Here is a 14,050-nt window from a genome sequence, read left to right as displayed (position 1 = left end):
GTGAAACGTCGCATCGCTGCGGTCGGTCTGGTTCTTGACGAGGTCCAGGCGCAGCACATAGGCGTAGTGGCGGATGTAGCGGGTCGAGTCGCTGTACGCCTGGAACGAACTGGCGCTCGTGTCGGCCAGCCCCGGCACCTGCTTGAACGTGGCGTCCGCGGCGAACTGCGGCGATCCGTCGTACGGCGCCAGTTCGAAGACGAAGTCCTTGTGCCGCAGGTAGTAGCCCGGGAAGTTCACCGACGCGAACGACACGTAGCCCGCGTTGTTCGCCAGCCCCTTCACGATCCGGAACTTCGAATCATCCAGCGGCGAGACGTTCGGATCGATGCGCACCGTGAAGCTCGAATGCCGCACGTACCGATCCGGAAAGTTGGAGGACTGCAGCCGGTTGATGGGCGTGGCGCCGCCCCACTGCGCGTTCACGCGGCTCATCTCTGCCGCGCTCAGGTTCAGGATGCCGCCATGCCGCTTGCGGTCCGCACCCAGGTTGTACGAGCCTGTCGACGCGATCTGCCAGTTCTGCGCGCTGCCCATGTTGATCGAGCTCAGCGGCAGGTAGCCCTTGCCGGCGGCGTACTGGTCGACCCACAGGCCCCACTTGGCCTCGTTGTTGAACTTGAAGAGGATGGGGCCTTCGACCATGCTGCCCGTCAGGCCGATCTGCGACAGGTCGCCGATGGTCGTCCACGCGCCCAGCACCGACTGGCTGCCTTCGAGCGTGATCTGGCCGTCTCCGGAGGCACGCACGTACTTGAAGCCGCCGACGTTGCCCGCGACCTCGATGATCTGCGTGTCGATGATGCCTTGCGTGCCGGGCCGGTCGATGTACATCTGCGGCGCGGTGAAGCTGYGGAAGTCGGTCGTCTTCGCGTAGTAGATGCGCGGCTTGTCGACGCCGTTGAGCGGCGAGATGGTCGCCCAGTACACGATGTAGGCGTTCGATGCCGGGTCCCAGATGGCTTCGGGTGCCCAGGCGCAACCCGCGTTCGGGATGGCGCCGGCGACGTCGACCAGGCGCGGCTCGGACCAGTGCACGAGGTCCGTGGATTCCCAGATGACCAGCTTGGTGCTGGCGTGGTGCATCGCGGCGTCCCAGCCCTTGCCGCTGGCGATGCGCAGGTCGGTGGCGAGGATCCAGTATTTGGAGCCATCGGGTGAGCGCACGATGGTGTGGTCGCGCACGCCTTTCTCGCCGACGGTCGACATGAGCACAGGCTGGCTGTTGTTCAGGTCCGACCAATGCATGCCGTCGGTGCTGACCGACATGTAGGTCTGCTCGCCTTGCGCAGACTCGCCCGTGAAATGAACCAGCAAATAGCCCGCCGACTGCGCCTGCGCACCGCCGAACGCAGCGGCGAGCAAGGTGGCAGCAACAGCCGACCGAATCGATCTCAGAAATGTCTTCACCAGTGAACTCCTGTCTCCGTGGAAAAGCAGCCGTCATGAGCTGACGGGCCCGTTGCGCCTCGCTCAATCGGCGAGATCGCGGGGGGCGATGCTACGGAGGCGGTGCTGCACGGTCCAATCGCTTCTCGGCGCGCGCCGATACCGGATTGAATATTCCCGCGAATACCCTGACACGCCATCGCGACCCGGTGATGACTCGGCTCGAAAAGCAATGTAGAGAGGAGCGGGCGAGGGCATCGAAGCCGGAGATATTCCTCACGCATCGCTGCGCGATCTCCGCGATCACGAATCGATCGACAGGCGATCATTTTTTCCGCGGGTGCGACCGCCAGACTTCGGGCCTTTGGGCGGAGTCCAGGTCATGTCTTCATTTCAGCACCGCGTGTCGTTGTGCCTGCTGCTGCTGGGTTGCAGCGGCGCTGCGTGGTCACAGTCCCACGGCGACACCATGGCCCGGATCCGCGACAGCCGGTCCATCACCATCGGCGTGCGCGAATCGGCCCGGCCCTTCTCGTTCCTGAACGAGCAGAAGCAACCGGTCGGCTACTCGGTCGACCTGTGCATGAACGCCGTCGAGGAGATCAAGCGCGAGCTGAAGCTCGGCGAGCTCAAGGTGCAGTTCAAGGTCGTCAGCGGCGCGGAGCGCATTCCGAAGCTGCAGGCCGGCGAGATCGACCTCGAATGCGGGTCGACGACCAACACCCGGGCACGCCAGGAGAAGGTCGATTTCAGCTACTCGTTCTTCGTCGCCTCGATGCGCGTTCTCACCGCCAAGAGCATCCACGTCAACGCGGTGAAGGACCTGAACGGGCTGCCGATCGCGCTCATCAAGGGCACCACCTCGGAGAAGCTGTTCAAGCAATTGGGCGACGGAGAGCTGCGTGCGCAGTTCCAGTCCTACACCAGCAATGCCGACGCGTACAAGGCGCTGAAGGAAGGCCGGGCCCGGGCTTTCCCGCAGGACGACTCGTTGCTGCTCGGCCTGGTGTCCGCCGACCGGGCGCTCGATTCGCTCGAGGTGAGCCCGCTGGCTCTCTCGGTCGAGCCCTATGCGGTGATGGTCCGAAAGGGTGACAAGGCCTTGCTGGCGGCGGTGGACCGCAGCCTGATGCGGCTCTACGCGAGTGGCGAGATCAACGCGCTGTACGACAAGTGGTTCATGACCGACACGCTGACGATCAAGATGAGCCGGCTGACGCGCGACGGTTTCTCGCGCCCCAACAAGGAGGCCGGCGTCGCGGCGCTGCTGGGCTTCTCGATCTGATTTCACCCCTTCAGGCCCGAGCCTGAAACGGCTCGGGCCCGAATGCCGCTCAGCGACCCAGCGTGATGCGGCCCACCTGGAAGTCGACGTCGCGCTTGCCGGCGCCCACCTTGGCGTCGGCCACTTCCACGGCCGACAGGGCGCCCTGCGTGACCGCGATGGTTCGCGCATTGGCACCGCAGTACGACTCGGAGGCGAACCGGGCCAGCGGGATGCTGTACTCGCGCAGTTCCGGCGTGACCGGCTGCAGCACCACCGGGTAGCAGCCGGCGTCGCGAATGGCCTTCTCGTCGCCGAGCACGCGGATGCGCAGCACGCCCGGCGCGCTGGCGGCGAGCTGCAGCGTCAGGGTCTTGTAGGCCGAGGCGTCCATCGGCTTGCCGCCGCTGCCCACGCCGACGGTGAAGCCGACCCCGGCCCAGGTGCTGCCCTTCTGCGGCCAGATCACCCCGGTCACGCGGGCGACCCCGTTGGCCGCCGCCAGCTTGCCGACGGAGGCGTCGCCGGCCTTCTCGGCATAGGCGAAGCCGTCGGTGGAGGCGCCTTGATCGGTCCCGCTGCCGGCCTTCATGGTCGCGAGCACGAGGCGGCTGCCGTCGGCCGCCGGTTCGGCGGCTGCGGCCGCCGGTGCGCGTGCGGCGTCGTTGCCTGCAATTGCGGCGGCCTTCGGCGCGGGCGCCATGGCGCAGCCCGTCGCGAGCGCGGTGACGATCGTTCCTGCGAGCCATGYATGGCTGGCGGCGCTTCTGGTGTTCATGCCGGTTTCCTCGTGGTGGTGATGGACAGGAGCGCGTTGCCATTCCCGCGAATCGACGCGCGGCGAAGGCCGTGCAGGGCGGCGAGCCAGCTCTCGTTGCTGGAGGTCAGCGCCCAGCTGGTCTCCTTGATGATGTCGAACCAGGTGAAGGCCCGGACGTTGGGCAGCGTCTCGATGTCGCTGAACATGCGCTCGATCCACGCGGCCTTGTCGCCGCCGGTTTCGGAGCACCCGAGTTCGGCCAGCACGATGGGCTTGGACGGCGCGATCTCGCGGGCCATCGCGACCGCGCGGCCGAAGACCTGGCTGAAGGGCGTCCAGTGCGACCAGCTCTGGCTGGTGCCGAAGTTGTAGCCGTCGATGCCGATCCAGTCGACGTACTCGTCGCCGGGGTAGGCGGCGCGCGGGTCGTTCCAGGCTTCCGCGGGCGTGCTGTCGTTGTTGAAGCACCAGACCCAGCGCACCTTGTTCGCGCCCGCCGCGCGAAAGCGCTCGACGATGTGGCGGTGGGCCCGCGCGAAGAGCTGGGGCTGGCGGCCGTTCTTCACCAGGCACCAGGGATACCAGTCGCCATTGAACTCATGGCCCACGCGCAGCATGAAGGGGAGGTCGACGCGCGCCGCGCCTAGCGCCCAGGCGTCGATGGTCGCGTCCCACTTGCCGGCGACGATGTCGGCCAGCGCCACGGGGCTGTTGTCGAAGCCCCAGGGCTCCCAGGTCACTTGCGCCGCCACGCCGCGCTGCGCGAGGTAGCGGATCTGCGATTCCGGGAAAGCCGCGCCGAAGCGGGTGAACCACATCGCGGCCGCGGGCTGGCGGCGCAGGTCGGCTTCCGCGTCGGCCAGCAGGTCGGGCAACGCGCTCTCGCGGAAGAGGCCGAAGAAGATGCCGCGGCGGTTGTCCTCGTCGCGGTCGACGACGATCGGCAGAGCCAGCGCGTCGTCGAGTGCCGACGGCACCTTCGGCGAACTGCCGCAGGCCGGCAGGCCCACGCCGAGGGCCGAAGCGGCGAGCAGGCGGCGGCGCAGGAGTTGATCGGGGCTCATGGTGCCAGCTCCAGCGTGACGATCGCCATCGAGCGGGCGGGCAGGGTGATGGTGCGTCCCGCCTGCGCGGCGAGCGGCTGCAACGGCTTCTCCTCTTCCGCGATGCCGGCGTCGAAGAAACGCGCCTCCTTGAGCGTCAGCGCGGCCTGGCCGTCGATGCGCACCGGCTGGGCCTGCGTGCGGGTGTTGAACAGCACGAGCTGGAGCTGCGAGCCCTTCTTCGTCGCATGGGTCCACAGCATCGAGTCGCTGCTCGCCGCTTCGACGAAGGTGCCGTCCAGCTCGCCCAGCAGGCCGAAGCCGTAGTAGGTCGGGCGCGGCACGCCGCCGGTGTCCAGCAGCCCGTGGAAGCCGGTGCCGATGTAGGCGAAGTAGTGGGCCAGGTTCACGCCTTGCTGCGCCATGCGCAGGGCCGATTCGGCGGCCCACATCGCGCCCACCTGGTCGGACAGGAAGCGCGGCCGGTCGGTGCGCCACGACAGGCCGTACTCCGTCACGCCGAAGCGGATGCTTCTGGCGTGGCCGAGCGGGTTGCGCGAGCGGTCCTTCCACAGGGCGGAGAAGCGCGCGATCGAGCGGTCGACGTCGGCCACCGTGGCGAGCGCGGCCTCTTCGGTACCGTCGCCTTCGGTGGGGTAGATGTGCCAGGTGAGCACGTCCACGGCGTCGCCGCACAGCTCGACGAAGCGCTCGAGGAAGAGCGGGGCGCCGGGCTGCGCACCGGAGACGGCGGGGCCGGCGATCAAGGCCTTCGGGTCTTCGCGGCGGATGRCCGCGGCCTGCGCACGGAAGACCTCGCAATAGCGCTGGACCGTCCAGCTCGTGTCGCCCCGCACGGTGCTGAAGAGGTCGGGCTCATTGCCGATCTCCCAGATCCTGACGTTCAGCCCGCGGTCGCGGGCCAGGCGCACGGCACGGGCCGCGTCCTGCGGCGTGTTGGCGGCGGGGCGGTCGGGCCGGCCCTGGAACACGCGTGTCTGCACCAGCAGTTCTCGTTCGCCGGCCACCTGCGACAGCAGCGACTTGAACGCGTCCAGCGTCGGCTCGTCCATGTCGTGCTCGTCGCCGATGTTGCCGCCGGGAAAGCGCAGCGCCGCGGCCGGCACCTTGGCGATCTCGTCGCGGAATTCCGTCACCGACATCCAGTTGCCGAAGTTGAAACCCGACAGCACCTGCCGGTTGACGGCCGGGCCGGCGCGCGACGGATCGATGCGCACCGTGGCGACCTGCGCGTTCGCCCAGGTCGCCACCGTGAGGGCGAAGACGCCGACGCAGCGGGCCGCCGAGCGGAGGGGGGTGGGGGGAGGGATGTCTTTCGGCTTCATGGCCGGCACGATAGCGTTCCGTGCAAGCGCTTGCAATGAGAGGGCCTGACCGTTCTTGCGAATCAACGGAAACTAGCGGGAAACCCCGGGGGTTTGCCGGGCGTGAAACCCCAATCCATGGGGTCGTTCTCCTTTCACGCGCGAGGAAGTCAAGCGCTATCATCGGGCCATGCCCATCGAAAACACCAGCGTCACGCTCGAAGAGGTGGCGCGCCTGGCCGGGGTTTCCACGAGCACGGTGTCGCGCTACCTGAGCGGCACCCACGTCGTCGCCGAAGAGAAGGCCACGGCGATCGAGAGCAGCATCAAGCGCCTGAACTACCGGCCCAACCTGGTCGCGCGCGGGCTCGCCAAGGGCCGCACGATGACCGTCGGCGTCCTGACGCAGGAGATCTCCAGCTCGTTCTTCAACGAGGCGATGCGCGGCGTCGAGGATGGCCTGGCCAGCCACCACTACGAGGCCATCTTCGTGAGCGGCCACTGGAACAAGGTCGAGGAAGAACAGCGGCTGATGTCGCTGATGGGCCGCCGGGTCGACGGCGTGATCCTGCTGGTGGCCGAACTGGACGACGAGCTGCTGGATCGCCATGCGCAAGGCGTTCCCACGGTGCTGCTCGGGCGGCAGTCGGCGTCGATGCGGGTGCATTCGCTGTGCTTCGACCACTACGCCGGCGCCTGCGAGGCGGTGCGCCACCTCGTCGAGCTCGGCCATCGCCGCATCGCCTTCATCGCCGGCCCTCCCGGGCGCCAGGATGCCGAAGAGCGCCTGCGCGGCTACCGCGACACGCTGGTCGCGGCCGGGCTGCCCTTCGACGAACGGCTGGTGGCGCCGGGCGGCTACGTGGAGACGGGCGGCGTGACGGCGATGAACATGCTGCTCGACCGCGGCCTGCCGTTCAGTGCGGTGTTCGCCGCCAACGACGACTCCGCCTATGGCGCGATGCTCGCGCTGTACCGGCGCGGGATGCGCGTGCCGGACGACATGTCCATCGTGGGCTATGACGACCTGTCCCATTCCTCCTTCTCGCTGCCGCCCCTGACCTCGGTGCGGCAGCCGCTGCGCGACCTCGGCCGGGAGGCCGCGGGGGCCGTCGTGGCGCTCATCGACGGCCGCAAGCCGCCGCGCGCGACGATGGCGAAGCTGGAGTTGATCGTCCGCGAATCGACCAAGGCGGTTCCCGTCACACGCTGACGCACAGCGCCCCATCCCGGTGCGCCTCACATCGCGAAATCGCAAGATCGGCTAGGTCCGTTCAGGGTTCCCCCTGGGCCGGCTCCGACAGACACTTCATACACTGCCGTGCAAGCGCTTGCATGAGCGTTGTCACGAACGCGACGGGCGCGTCGTCGGACCCCACCAGGAGATGAAGTGAAATTCGCAACCAGGCTCAGTCTCGCCACGCTGCTGGCATCGGCCACCGGCCTTGCCTCGGCACAGGCGGTGCTGACCGTCGCATCGTTCAAGGACCTCGACCGCTCGGTGCAGGCGGCGATCCCGCTGTACAAGAAGATCCACCCCGAGGTCGAGATCAAGCTGGTCGCGCTCGGCTACGGCGACCACCACAACGCGATGACCACGGCGCTGGCCACCGGCGCGAACCTGCCCGACGTGATGGGCATCGAGATCGGCTTCGTCGCCAAGTTCGCCGAAGGCGGCGGTGTCGAAGACCTGTCCAAGCCGCCCTACAACGCGCTGCAGTTCAAGGACAAGTTCTTCAGGTTCACGGTGGCGCAGGCCACCAGCCGCGGCGGCATCTTCGCCGCGATGCCGGCCGACATCGGCCCGGGCGCGCTGTTCTATCGCAAGGACCTGATGGACAAGGCCGGCGTCACCGAGGCCCAGCTCACCAGGTCGTGGCCGTCGTTCATCGACGCCGGCAAGGCGCTCAAGGCGAAGACAGGCGCCTACCTGATCCCGCATGCCGCGGCGATCAAGGACATCATGATCCGCTCGGGCCTGAAGGACGGTGAAGGCATCTACTTCGACGCCAAGGGCAAGACCCTCGTCGATTCGCCGCGCTTCGTCGAAGCCTTCGAGACCGCCAAGCTGGCGCGTGCGGCCGGCATCGACGCGAAGGTCGGCGCCTGGAGCAACGAGTGGAGCGAAGGCTTCAAGCGCGGCACCATCGCCTCGGAGATGATGGGCTCGTGGCTGGCCGGCCACCTGAAGAACTGGATCGCCCCGGACTCCAAGGGCAACTGGCGCTCGGCGGGCCTGCCCGGCGGCGTGAACGCCTCGTACGGCGGCAGCTTCTACGCGATCCCCAAGGGCTCGAAGAACAAGGAGCTCGCCTGGGACTTCGTGAAGTTCATGACGACCAGCAAGGAAGTGCAGATCGCCGCCTTCCGCGAACTCGATGCCTTCCCGGCGCTGGTCGAGGCCACCACCGACCCRTTCGTCGACCAGCCGATGGACTTCCTCGGCGGCCAGAAGGCGCGCCAGGCCTGGAAGGCCACTGCCGCGAAGATTCCCGCCACCGAAGTGGACAAGCTCGACCCGGTGGCCGCCGAGGTCGTGAGCGCCGAGTTCGACAAGGTGCTGGAGCAGGACAAGGACGTGAAGACGGCGCTGGCCGACGCGAAGAAGGCGATCGAACGCCGCGTTCGCCGCTGATCCACCGAGACCGGAAGTCCCCCCATGTCCGCAGTCCCCGCCCTCAACGGCGCACCGGCGAAGAAGACGAAGCGGCGCCGGCTCAAGCCGTGGCGCTTCATGCCCTACGTGTTCGTCGCGCCGTTCTTCATCCTCTTCCTGACGTTCGGCCTGTTTCCGCTGCTGTTCTCCGCGTATGCGTCGTTCTTTCGCTGGGAGCTGACCGCGGGCCTGGGGGGCATGAAGTGGGAGGGCCTGGGCAACTACGCCTTCGTCCTGCAGTTCGATGACCTGCCCTGGTCGCACTTCTTCTCGGGCCGGTTCTGGTCGGAGCTGTACGCGCGCGACTTCTGGCGCGCGATGTACAACACCTTCTGGCTGGGCATCGTCTCCGGGCTGCCGCAGCACCTGATCGCGGTGCCGCTCGCGTTCTTCATCCACACGAAGTTCCGCCGCGCGCGCAACCCGGTGATCGCGATGTACTTCCTGCCGTACATCACCAACACCGTGGCGATCACGCTGGTGTTCTCGTCGCTGTTCTCGCGCGACTTCGGCGTCATCAACCAGGTGCTCACCGGCCTGGGCCGCCTGGAGGTGTTCGGCGCGCACCCGCTCGCCTGGCTGTTTCCCGTGCAGAACGTCGACTGGGGACGGCCGGAGTACACGCGGCCCATCGTGTCCTTCATCGTCTGGTGGCGCTTCGTCGGCTGGAACACCGTGCTCTACCTGTCGGCGCTGCAGACCATCCCGAAGGACCTGTACGAAGCCGCGACCATCGACGGTGCCGGGCTGTGGCAGCAGTTCCGCTACATCACGGTGCCCTTGCTGCGTCCGATGATGCTGCTGGCCGTCACGCTGACCATCATCGGCAACCTGCAGCTGTTCGAGGAGCCCTTCATCCTCACCGGCGGCAGCGGCGGGGTCGGGCAGGTGGCCGAGACGGTGGCCATGCAGATGTACAAGGTCGGCCTCAACGATGGCGACTTCGGCACCGCGTCGGCTGTCGCCTGGCTGATGTTCATGGTGATCGCCGCGCTCACGTGGCTCAACAACCGCACCCTCGGGCGCAAGGATTGACCGGCCATGACCGCATCGCAACTCACCGCCCAGGCCGTCGCCAAGGCGCCGCCCGCAAGCCGCACGCGCGCGCGGCTGCTGCGCAGCCTCAAGCCTTCCGAGTGGCTGCCCTACGCCATCGTGATGGCGGGCGCGCTCATCATGCTGGCGCCGTTCTACTTCATGTTCGTCTTCGCGACGCACACCAACAGCGACATCCTCTCGATGCCGCCGCCGCTGTGGTTCGGCTCGGCGCTGGCCGACAACATCCACCAGCTCGTCGCGCTGCGCCCGCACTTCTGGCACAGCCTGGGCCTGTCGCTGTGGGTCGCCGTGGCGGCGACTGCGCTCAACCTGTTCCTGTGCTCGCTGGGCGGCTATGCCTTCGCGATGTACGAGTTCCCGGGGCGCGACACGCTGTTCGCCGGCCTGATGGCGACCATGCTGCTGCCCGCCTTCGTCGGCATGATCCCCTTCGTGCTGCTGATGAAGGAGATCGACTGGCTCAACAGCACGCGCGCCCTCATCGTGCCCGGCGCCTGCTCGGCCTTCGGCGTGTTCATGATGCGCCAGTACATCGGCTCGGCGCTGCCGCGCGAGCTCGTCGAGGCGGCGCGCATGGACGGCTGCGGCGAGTTCGGCATCTACTGGCGCATCGTCGTGCCGCTCATCGGGCCGGCCATGGGCACGCTGGGCCTGGTGACCTTCATCGGTTCGTACAACAACTTCGTCGGCGCGCTGCTCGTGATGAGCCAGCAGGAGATGTTCACCGCGCCGCTCGTGCTGCGCTCGCTGCAGGGCACCGGCCAGACGCCGTGGGGCGCCATCAGCGCCGGCTCGGCCATCACGGTGCTGCCGCTGCTGATCCTGTTCGCCGCCTCTTCACGCCGCCTCATCGAGGGCCTGTCCGCAGGCGCCGTCAAGGGATGAGGGGCATCCCTGCGAAGCAACACTGACATGACTCATCTCACCCTCCAAGGCATCGAGAAGCACTACGGCCAGGGCCCTCGCGTGCTGCACGGCATCGACCTGCACGTCCACTCCGGCGAGTTCATGGTCTTCGTGGGGCCATCGGGCTGCGGCAAGACCACGCTGCTGCGCTCGATCGCCGGTCTCGAAGACGTGAGCGCCGGGAAGATCTTCATCGGCGACGAAGAGTCGCAGGACCTGCCACCGGTGGACCGCGGCGTCGCAATGGTGTTCCAGAACTATGCGCTGTACCCGCACATGACGGTGGCCGAGAACATCGGCTTCGCGCTCAAGTTCACGAACCTCGGCAAGGCCGAAGCGCAGCAGGCGGTGCTGCGCGCCGCCGAGATGCTGCAGATCGTGCCGCTGCTGGATCGCAAGCCGAAGGCGCTGTCCGGCGGCCAGCGCCAGCGCGTGGCCATCGGCCGGGCCATCGTGCGGCATCCGAAGGTCTTCCTGTTCGACGAGCCGCTGTCCAACCTCGACGCCTCGCTGCGCGTGCAGATGCGCATGGAGCTGGCCCGGCTGCATCGCGAACTCGGCACGACGATGATCTACGTGACGCACGACCAGGTCGAGGCGATGACGCTCGGAACGCGCATTGCCGTCTTCAATGCCGGCCGCATCGAGCAGGTCGGCACCCCGATGGAGCTGTACCACCACCCGCGCACGCGCTTCGTCGCCGGGTTCCTCGGTTCGCCGAAGATGTGCTTCCTGCCCGGCATCGCCAGCCGGCAGGGCAGCGGCCTGCGCCTCTCGCTGGGCGACGCCGGCAGCGTCTTCCTGCCGGACCAGGGCCTGCCCGGCACCGCACGAGAGCTAACGCTGGGCGTGCGTCCGGAGCACCTCGGTTTCGCGCCGCCGGGCGGCGGCCTGCAGGCCACGGTCGATCAGGTCGAGCACCTGGGCGATTGCGACATCGCTTACACGCGCCTGGCCGGCCTGGCCGAGCCCGCGGCCATCAAGCTCGCGAGCGGCAGCCGCCCGCTGAAGACCGGCGAGGTGGTCTGGCTCGAGCCCGAACCGGGCCGCTGCCACCTGTTCGATGCGGAAGGGCGCGTGGTCAACGCGCGCTGAGTCTTGGCCTCCACCGACGAGTTGCCCGATGAACACGAACCTCCTGCTCGCCGACGCTGCCGTGCCGCCCCGTTTTGCGCAGGGCCTTCTGCCCGCCGGCGCCGGGCCGCTGAAGGCGCTCGTGCGCCCGCGTGAGCAGCCCTCGCTGCGCAGCCACCACCTGCGGCGCATGGAGCAGGTGCTGGACCACGTCGAGACGCACTTGTCGAAGGACCTGAGCCTGGAGCGGCTGAGCGACTGCGCGGCGTTCTCGCCGTTTCACTTCCACCGGCTCTTCCTCGCGTGGAGCGGCGAGACGGCGAAGGAGTTCGTGCGCCGCCGCCGGCTCGAGACGGCGGCCGGCCGGCTGCGCCACTGCCCGAACGAGAAGGTCACGGCCGTCTCGCTCAACTGCGGCTTCGCCTCGCCGGAAGCCTTCGCCCGCGCCTTCCGCGAGCATTTCGGCATGACGCCGTCCCGATGGCGTGCGGGCGGGTGGATCGACTGGCGAACGCCGGCCGACGACAGCCGGTCCACGACGAGCTGCCGGGTCGAACTCAGGCACTTCGAGGCGAGGGAATGCCTCTACATGCGCGAGCGCGGCGACTACGGCCACAGCTCGGAGATCCTGCACGCGCGCTTCGTGCCCTGGGTCGACAGCATGGGCTTGTCGGACCGGCCGATGCTGTCCATCGGCCTCGACGACCCGGCCATCACGCTCGCGGCGCATTGCCGCATGGACGCCTGCGTCGAGCTGCCCGCCGGCTGGCAGGACCCCGGCCTGCGGGCCATGCGCAAGAGCCTGCCGGCGCACTGGGCCGCCTGCCTGCGCTACGAGGGCCCGTCGAGCGAGATCGGGCGTGGCTGGAACACCTTGCTCACCGAATGGCTGCCCACATCCCCGTTCGAGCTCGCGGAAGGGCATTTCATCCAGCGCTGCGAACCCGGCTCGCCGCCGCCCGGTTCGCCGTTCGTGCGCTGCGAGCTGTGCATGCCGGTCAGCGCGACATGAGGTGCGCTGCGTGCTACCTGGCGGCGCTTGCCGCGGCGTKGCTGTCGGTGCCGGCCTGGGGCGCTGACGTACCGTCGGCGGGACCGTCGGTGGTGTGGGCCGATTTCCGGACCGCCCCGGCCGGCCGCGCGCGCCCGCCGGTGAGCCTGCTGCAGATCTCCGAGAAGCCCGGCGATGTCGCGGCCGACCCGCTCGGCGCCTACGACGGCGGGGTGCGGGTGTCCGGCCGCCTGAGCCGTGCGCAGGGCAGCGCGTGGAGCACGCTGGGGGTGGACGTGGGGGCGGGCCGCGGCGGGGCGGCGGTCGACCTCTCGGCGTTCCGCAACCTGCGCATCCGGCTCGTGTCGCCGACCGAACAGGTGCTTCGCATCCGCATCAAGGGCACCGACACGAGGCTGCAGAACACCGGCTGCTACCCGGTGCTGCTGCAGCGGGTGCGGGGCACGATGGACATCGACATCCCGCTGGCGGTCTTCGAGCCCGAGCCCTATTGCGCCGGCAACGGCGCGAGCATCGCGCAGACCCTGCCGGCCGTCGCGAGCGTGGAGGTCACGGCCAACGAACCGTCGGACGAGCCGGTGCGCTTCGAGGTCGGGCGCATCGAGTTCCTGAATGCCGGCAGCGACATGGTGGCCGCGGCGCCGGCGGCGGTGGCCCTGCCCCGCGAGACGCGGGATGCCGCATGGCGGCTCGCCTGGGCCGACGAGTTCGATGCGGCGGCGACGGTGCGGGTCGACGAGAAACGCTGGCGCGTGCACAAGGCCCCCGGCGGCGCGGGCCCGCAGCTCGACGGCAACGGCCGCCTGCTGCTGCCGCCTGCGAGCAGCCTGCGCGTGCGGCCGGCGGGTGCGATGGTCTACGGCCGCATCGAGCTGCGCGTGAAGTTGCCGGCCGGTGCCGCGCGCCTCTCGTTGCAAGGCGCACCGCTGACATCGCTCGACTGGCTGGAAGCCGGCGAGATCGCGTTGATCGAGAAGGACGGGACCGACCTCAACCTCGGCCTGTATGCGCCGGGCATCGGCGACGAGCCGGCCTTCCATGCGCCGGTGGAACTGGCGCCTTCGAGCGACGGCTTCCACCGCTTCTCGCTCGAATGGGATCCGGTGAAGATCCGATGGGCCGTCGACGACGTGGCGGTGAAGGCGGTGCTGCGCACCGACCTGCCCACCGGTGCGCGCGAGGTCTTCGAGCAGTGGCCGTTCCTGCTGAACCTGGAAGCCGGAGCGGGCACCGAGCCGATGCTCGTCGACCATGTCCGCATCTACCAGAAGGACGAGCTGGCCGCCTTGTCGCGCGAACGGCTCGCGACCTGGAAGACGGCGTACGACTCGGTGAACGTCGCGGCGCCGRTCGCCCGTCCCGTGGCGAGGCCGACGCCGCCGCGCAAGGCGGCCGAGCCCGCCGCGCCGGCCGCGCGCACGCGCGTCGTCACCTGCGAGCGCAACAAGTTCGGCTTGATGATGTGCTATTGAGCCCTGAGCGCAAGAACGGCACGGTCAAACGCAAAGACGCGACTGCGCCGACGACAGGGTGAGAACACCATCCACGTGTCACTTCATAGG

12 protein-coding genes are annotated in these 14,050 nt (G+C 68.5%); 8 read left to right on the top strand and 4 right to left on the bottom strand.

Annotated features, from left to right (window positions below):
• A partial coding sequence (locus AC1D12_RS09740; RefSeq protein ID WP_477840147.1) for an AbfB domain-containing protein occupies positions 1-1,365 on the bottom strand: 1,365 nt, incomplete at its 3' end.
• A gap of 493 nt (positions 1,366-1,858) precedes the next feature.
• Between AC1D12_RS09740 and AC1D12_RS09735 the strand changes: the two genes are divergently transcribed.
• Positions 1,859-2,674 carry an amino acid ABC transporter substrate-binding protein gene (locus AC1D12_RS09735; protein WP_477827889.1) on the top strand — a complete coding sequence of 272 codons (816 nt, stop codon included), beginning with the start codon at positions 1,859-1,861 and terminating at the stop codon, positions 2,672-2,674.
• Between the two features lie 49 nt (positions 2,675-2,723).
• Here AC1D12_RS09735 and AC1D12_RS09730 read toward each other — a convergent pair whose 3' ends face one another.
• From AC1D12_RS09730 to AC1D12_RS09720, 3 genes are read right to left on the bottom strand one after another with little or no spacing between them, the layout of a single operon-like run.
• On the bottom strand, positions 2,724-3,431 hold the full coding sequence (locus tag AC1D12_RS09730; RefSeq protein ID WP_477840144.1) for a hypothetical protein: 708 nt from the start codon (positions 3,429-3,431) through the stop codon (positions 2,724-2,726).
• The gene (locus AC1D12_RS09725; RefSeq protein WP_477840142.1) at positions 3,428-4,477 is read right to left on the bottom strand and encodes a glycoside hydrolase family 26 protein; all 1,050 of its coding nucleotides are present in this window, start codon (positions 4,475-4,477) and stop codon (positions 3,428-3,430) included. Before AC1D12_RS09725 ends, AC1D12_RS09730 begins: the two co-directional genes overlap by 4 nt.
• The gene (locus tag AC1D12_RS09720) at positions 4,474-5,802 is read right to left on the bottom strand and encodes a hypothetical protein (protein WP_477840140.1); all 1,329 of its coding nucleotides are present in this window, start codon (positions 5,800-5,802) and stop codon (positions 4,474-4,476) included. The genes AC1D12_RS09725 and AC1D12_RS09720 overlap by 4 nt, the downstream gene beginning before the upstream one ends.
• Before the next feature lie 169 nt (positions 5,803-5,971).
• On the opposite strand from AC1D12_RS09720, the gene AC1D12_RS09715 reads away from it, so the two are divergent.
• From AC1D12_RS09715 to AC1D12_RS09685, 7 genes are all read left to right on the top strand, one after another.
• Positions 5,972-6,994 carry a LacI family DNA-binding transcriptional regulator gene (locus AC1D12_RS09715; protein ID WP_465113489.1) on the top strand — a complete coding sequence of 341 codons (1,023 nt, stop codon included), beginning with the start codon at positions 5,972-5,974 and terminating at the stop codon, positions 6,992-6,994.
• A gap of 177 nt (positions 6,995-7,171) precedes the next feature.
• Positions 7,172-8,416: an ABC transporter substrate-binding protein gene (locus AC1D12_RS09710; RefSeq protein WP_477827295.1), complete on the top strand. Its 1,245-nt coding sequence runs from the start codon at positions 7,172-7,174 to the stop codon at positions 8,414-8,416.
• Between the two features lie 24 nt (positions 8,417-8,440).
• A complete protein-coding gene (locus AC1D12_RS09705; protein WP_477827296.1) occupies positions 8,441-9,472 on the top strand; it encodes a carbohydrate ABC transporter permease in 1,032 nt (343 codons plus the stop codon).
• Positions 9,473-9,478: 6 nt separating this feature from the next.
• Complete coding sequence (locus tag AC1D12_RS09700) at positions 9,479-10,381, top strand: carbohydrate ABC transporter permease (RefSeq protein ID WP_477840137.1); 903 nt, start codon at positions 9,479-9,481, stop codon at positions 10,379-10,381.
• Positions 10,382-10,408: 27 nt separating this feature from the next.
• Positions 10,409-11,497 carry an ABC transporter ATP-binding protein gene (locus tag AC1D12_RS09695; RefSeq protein WP_477840135.1) on the top strand — a complete coding sequence of 363 codons (1,089 nt, stop codon included), beginning with the start codon at positions 10,409-10,411 and terminating at the stop codon, positions 11,495-11,497.
• A 28-nt stretch (positions 11,498-11,525) separates the two neighbouring features.
• Complete coding sequence (locus AC1D12_RS09690) at positions 11,526-12,488, top strand: AraC family transcriptional regulator (protein ID WP_477827654.1); 963 nt, start codon at positions 11,526-11,528, stop codon at positions 12,486-12,488.
• Positions 12,485-13,960 carry a glycoside hydrolase family 16 protein gene (locus tag AC1D12_RS09685; protein WP_477840133.1) on the top strand — a complete coding sequence of 492 codons (1,476 nt, stop codon included), beginning with the start codon at positions 12,485-12,487 and terminating at the stop codon, positions 13,958-13,960. The genes AC1D12_RS09690 and AC1D12_RS09685 overlap by 4 nt, the downstream gene beginning before the upstream one ends.
• Positions 13,961-14,050 lie beyond the last annotated feature (90 nt).

The sequence above is a fragment of the Rhizobacter sp. P1_G5 genome (assembly GCF_056405435.1).
This window is presented reverse-complemented; position numbering and strand designations above follow the sequence as displayed.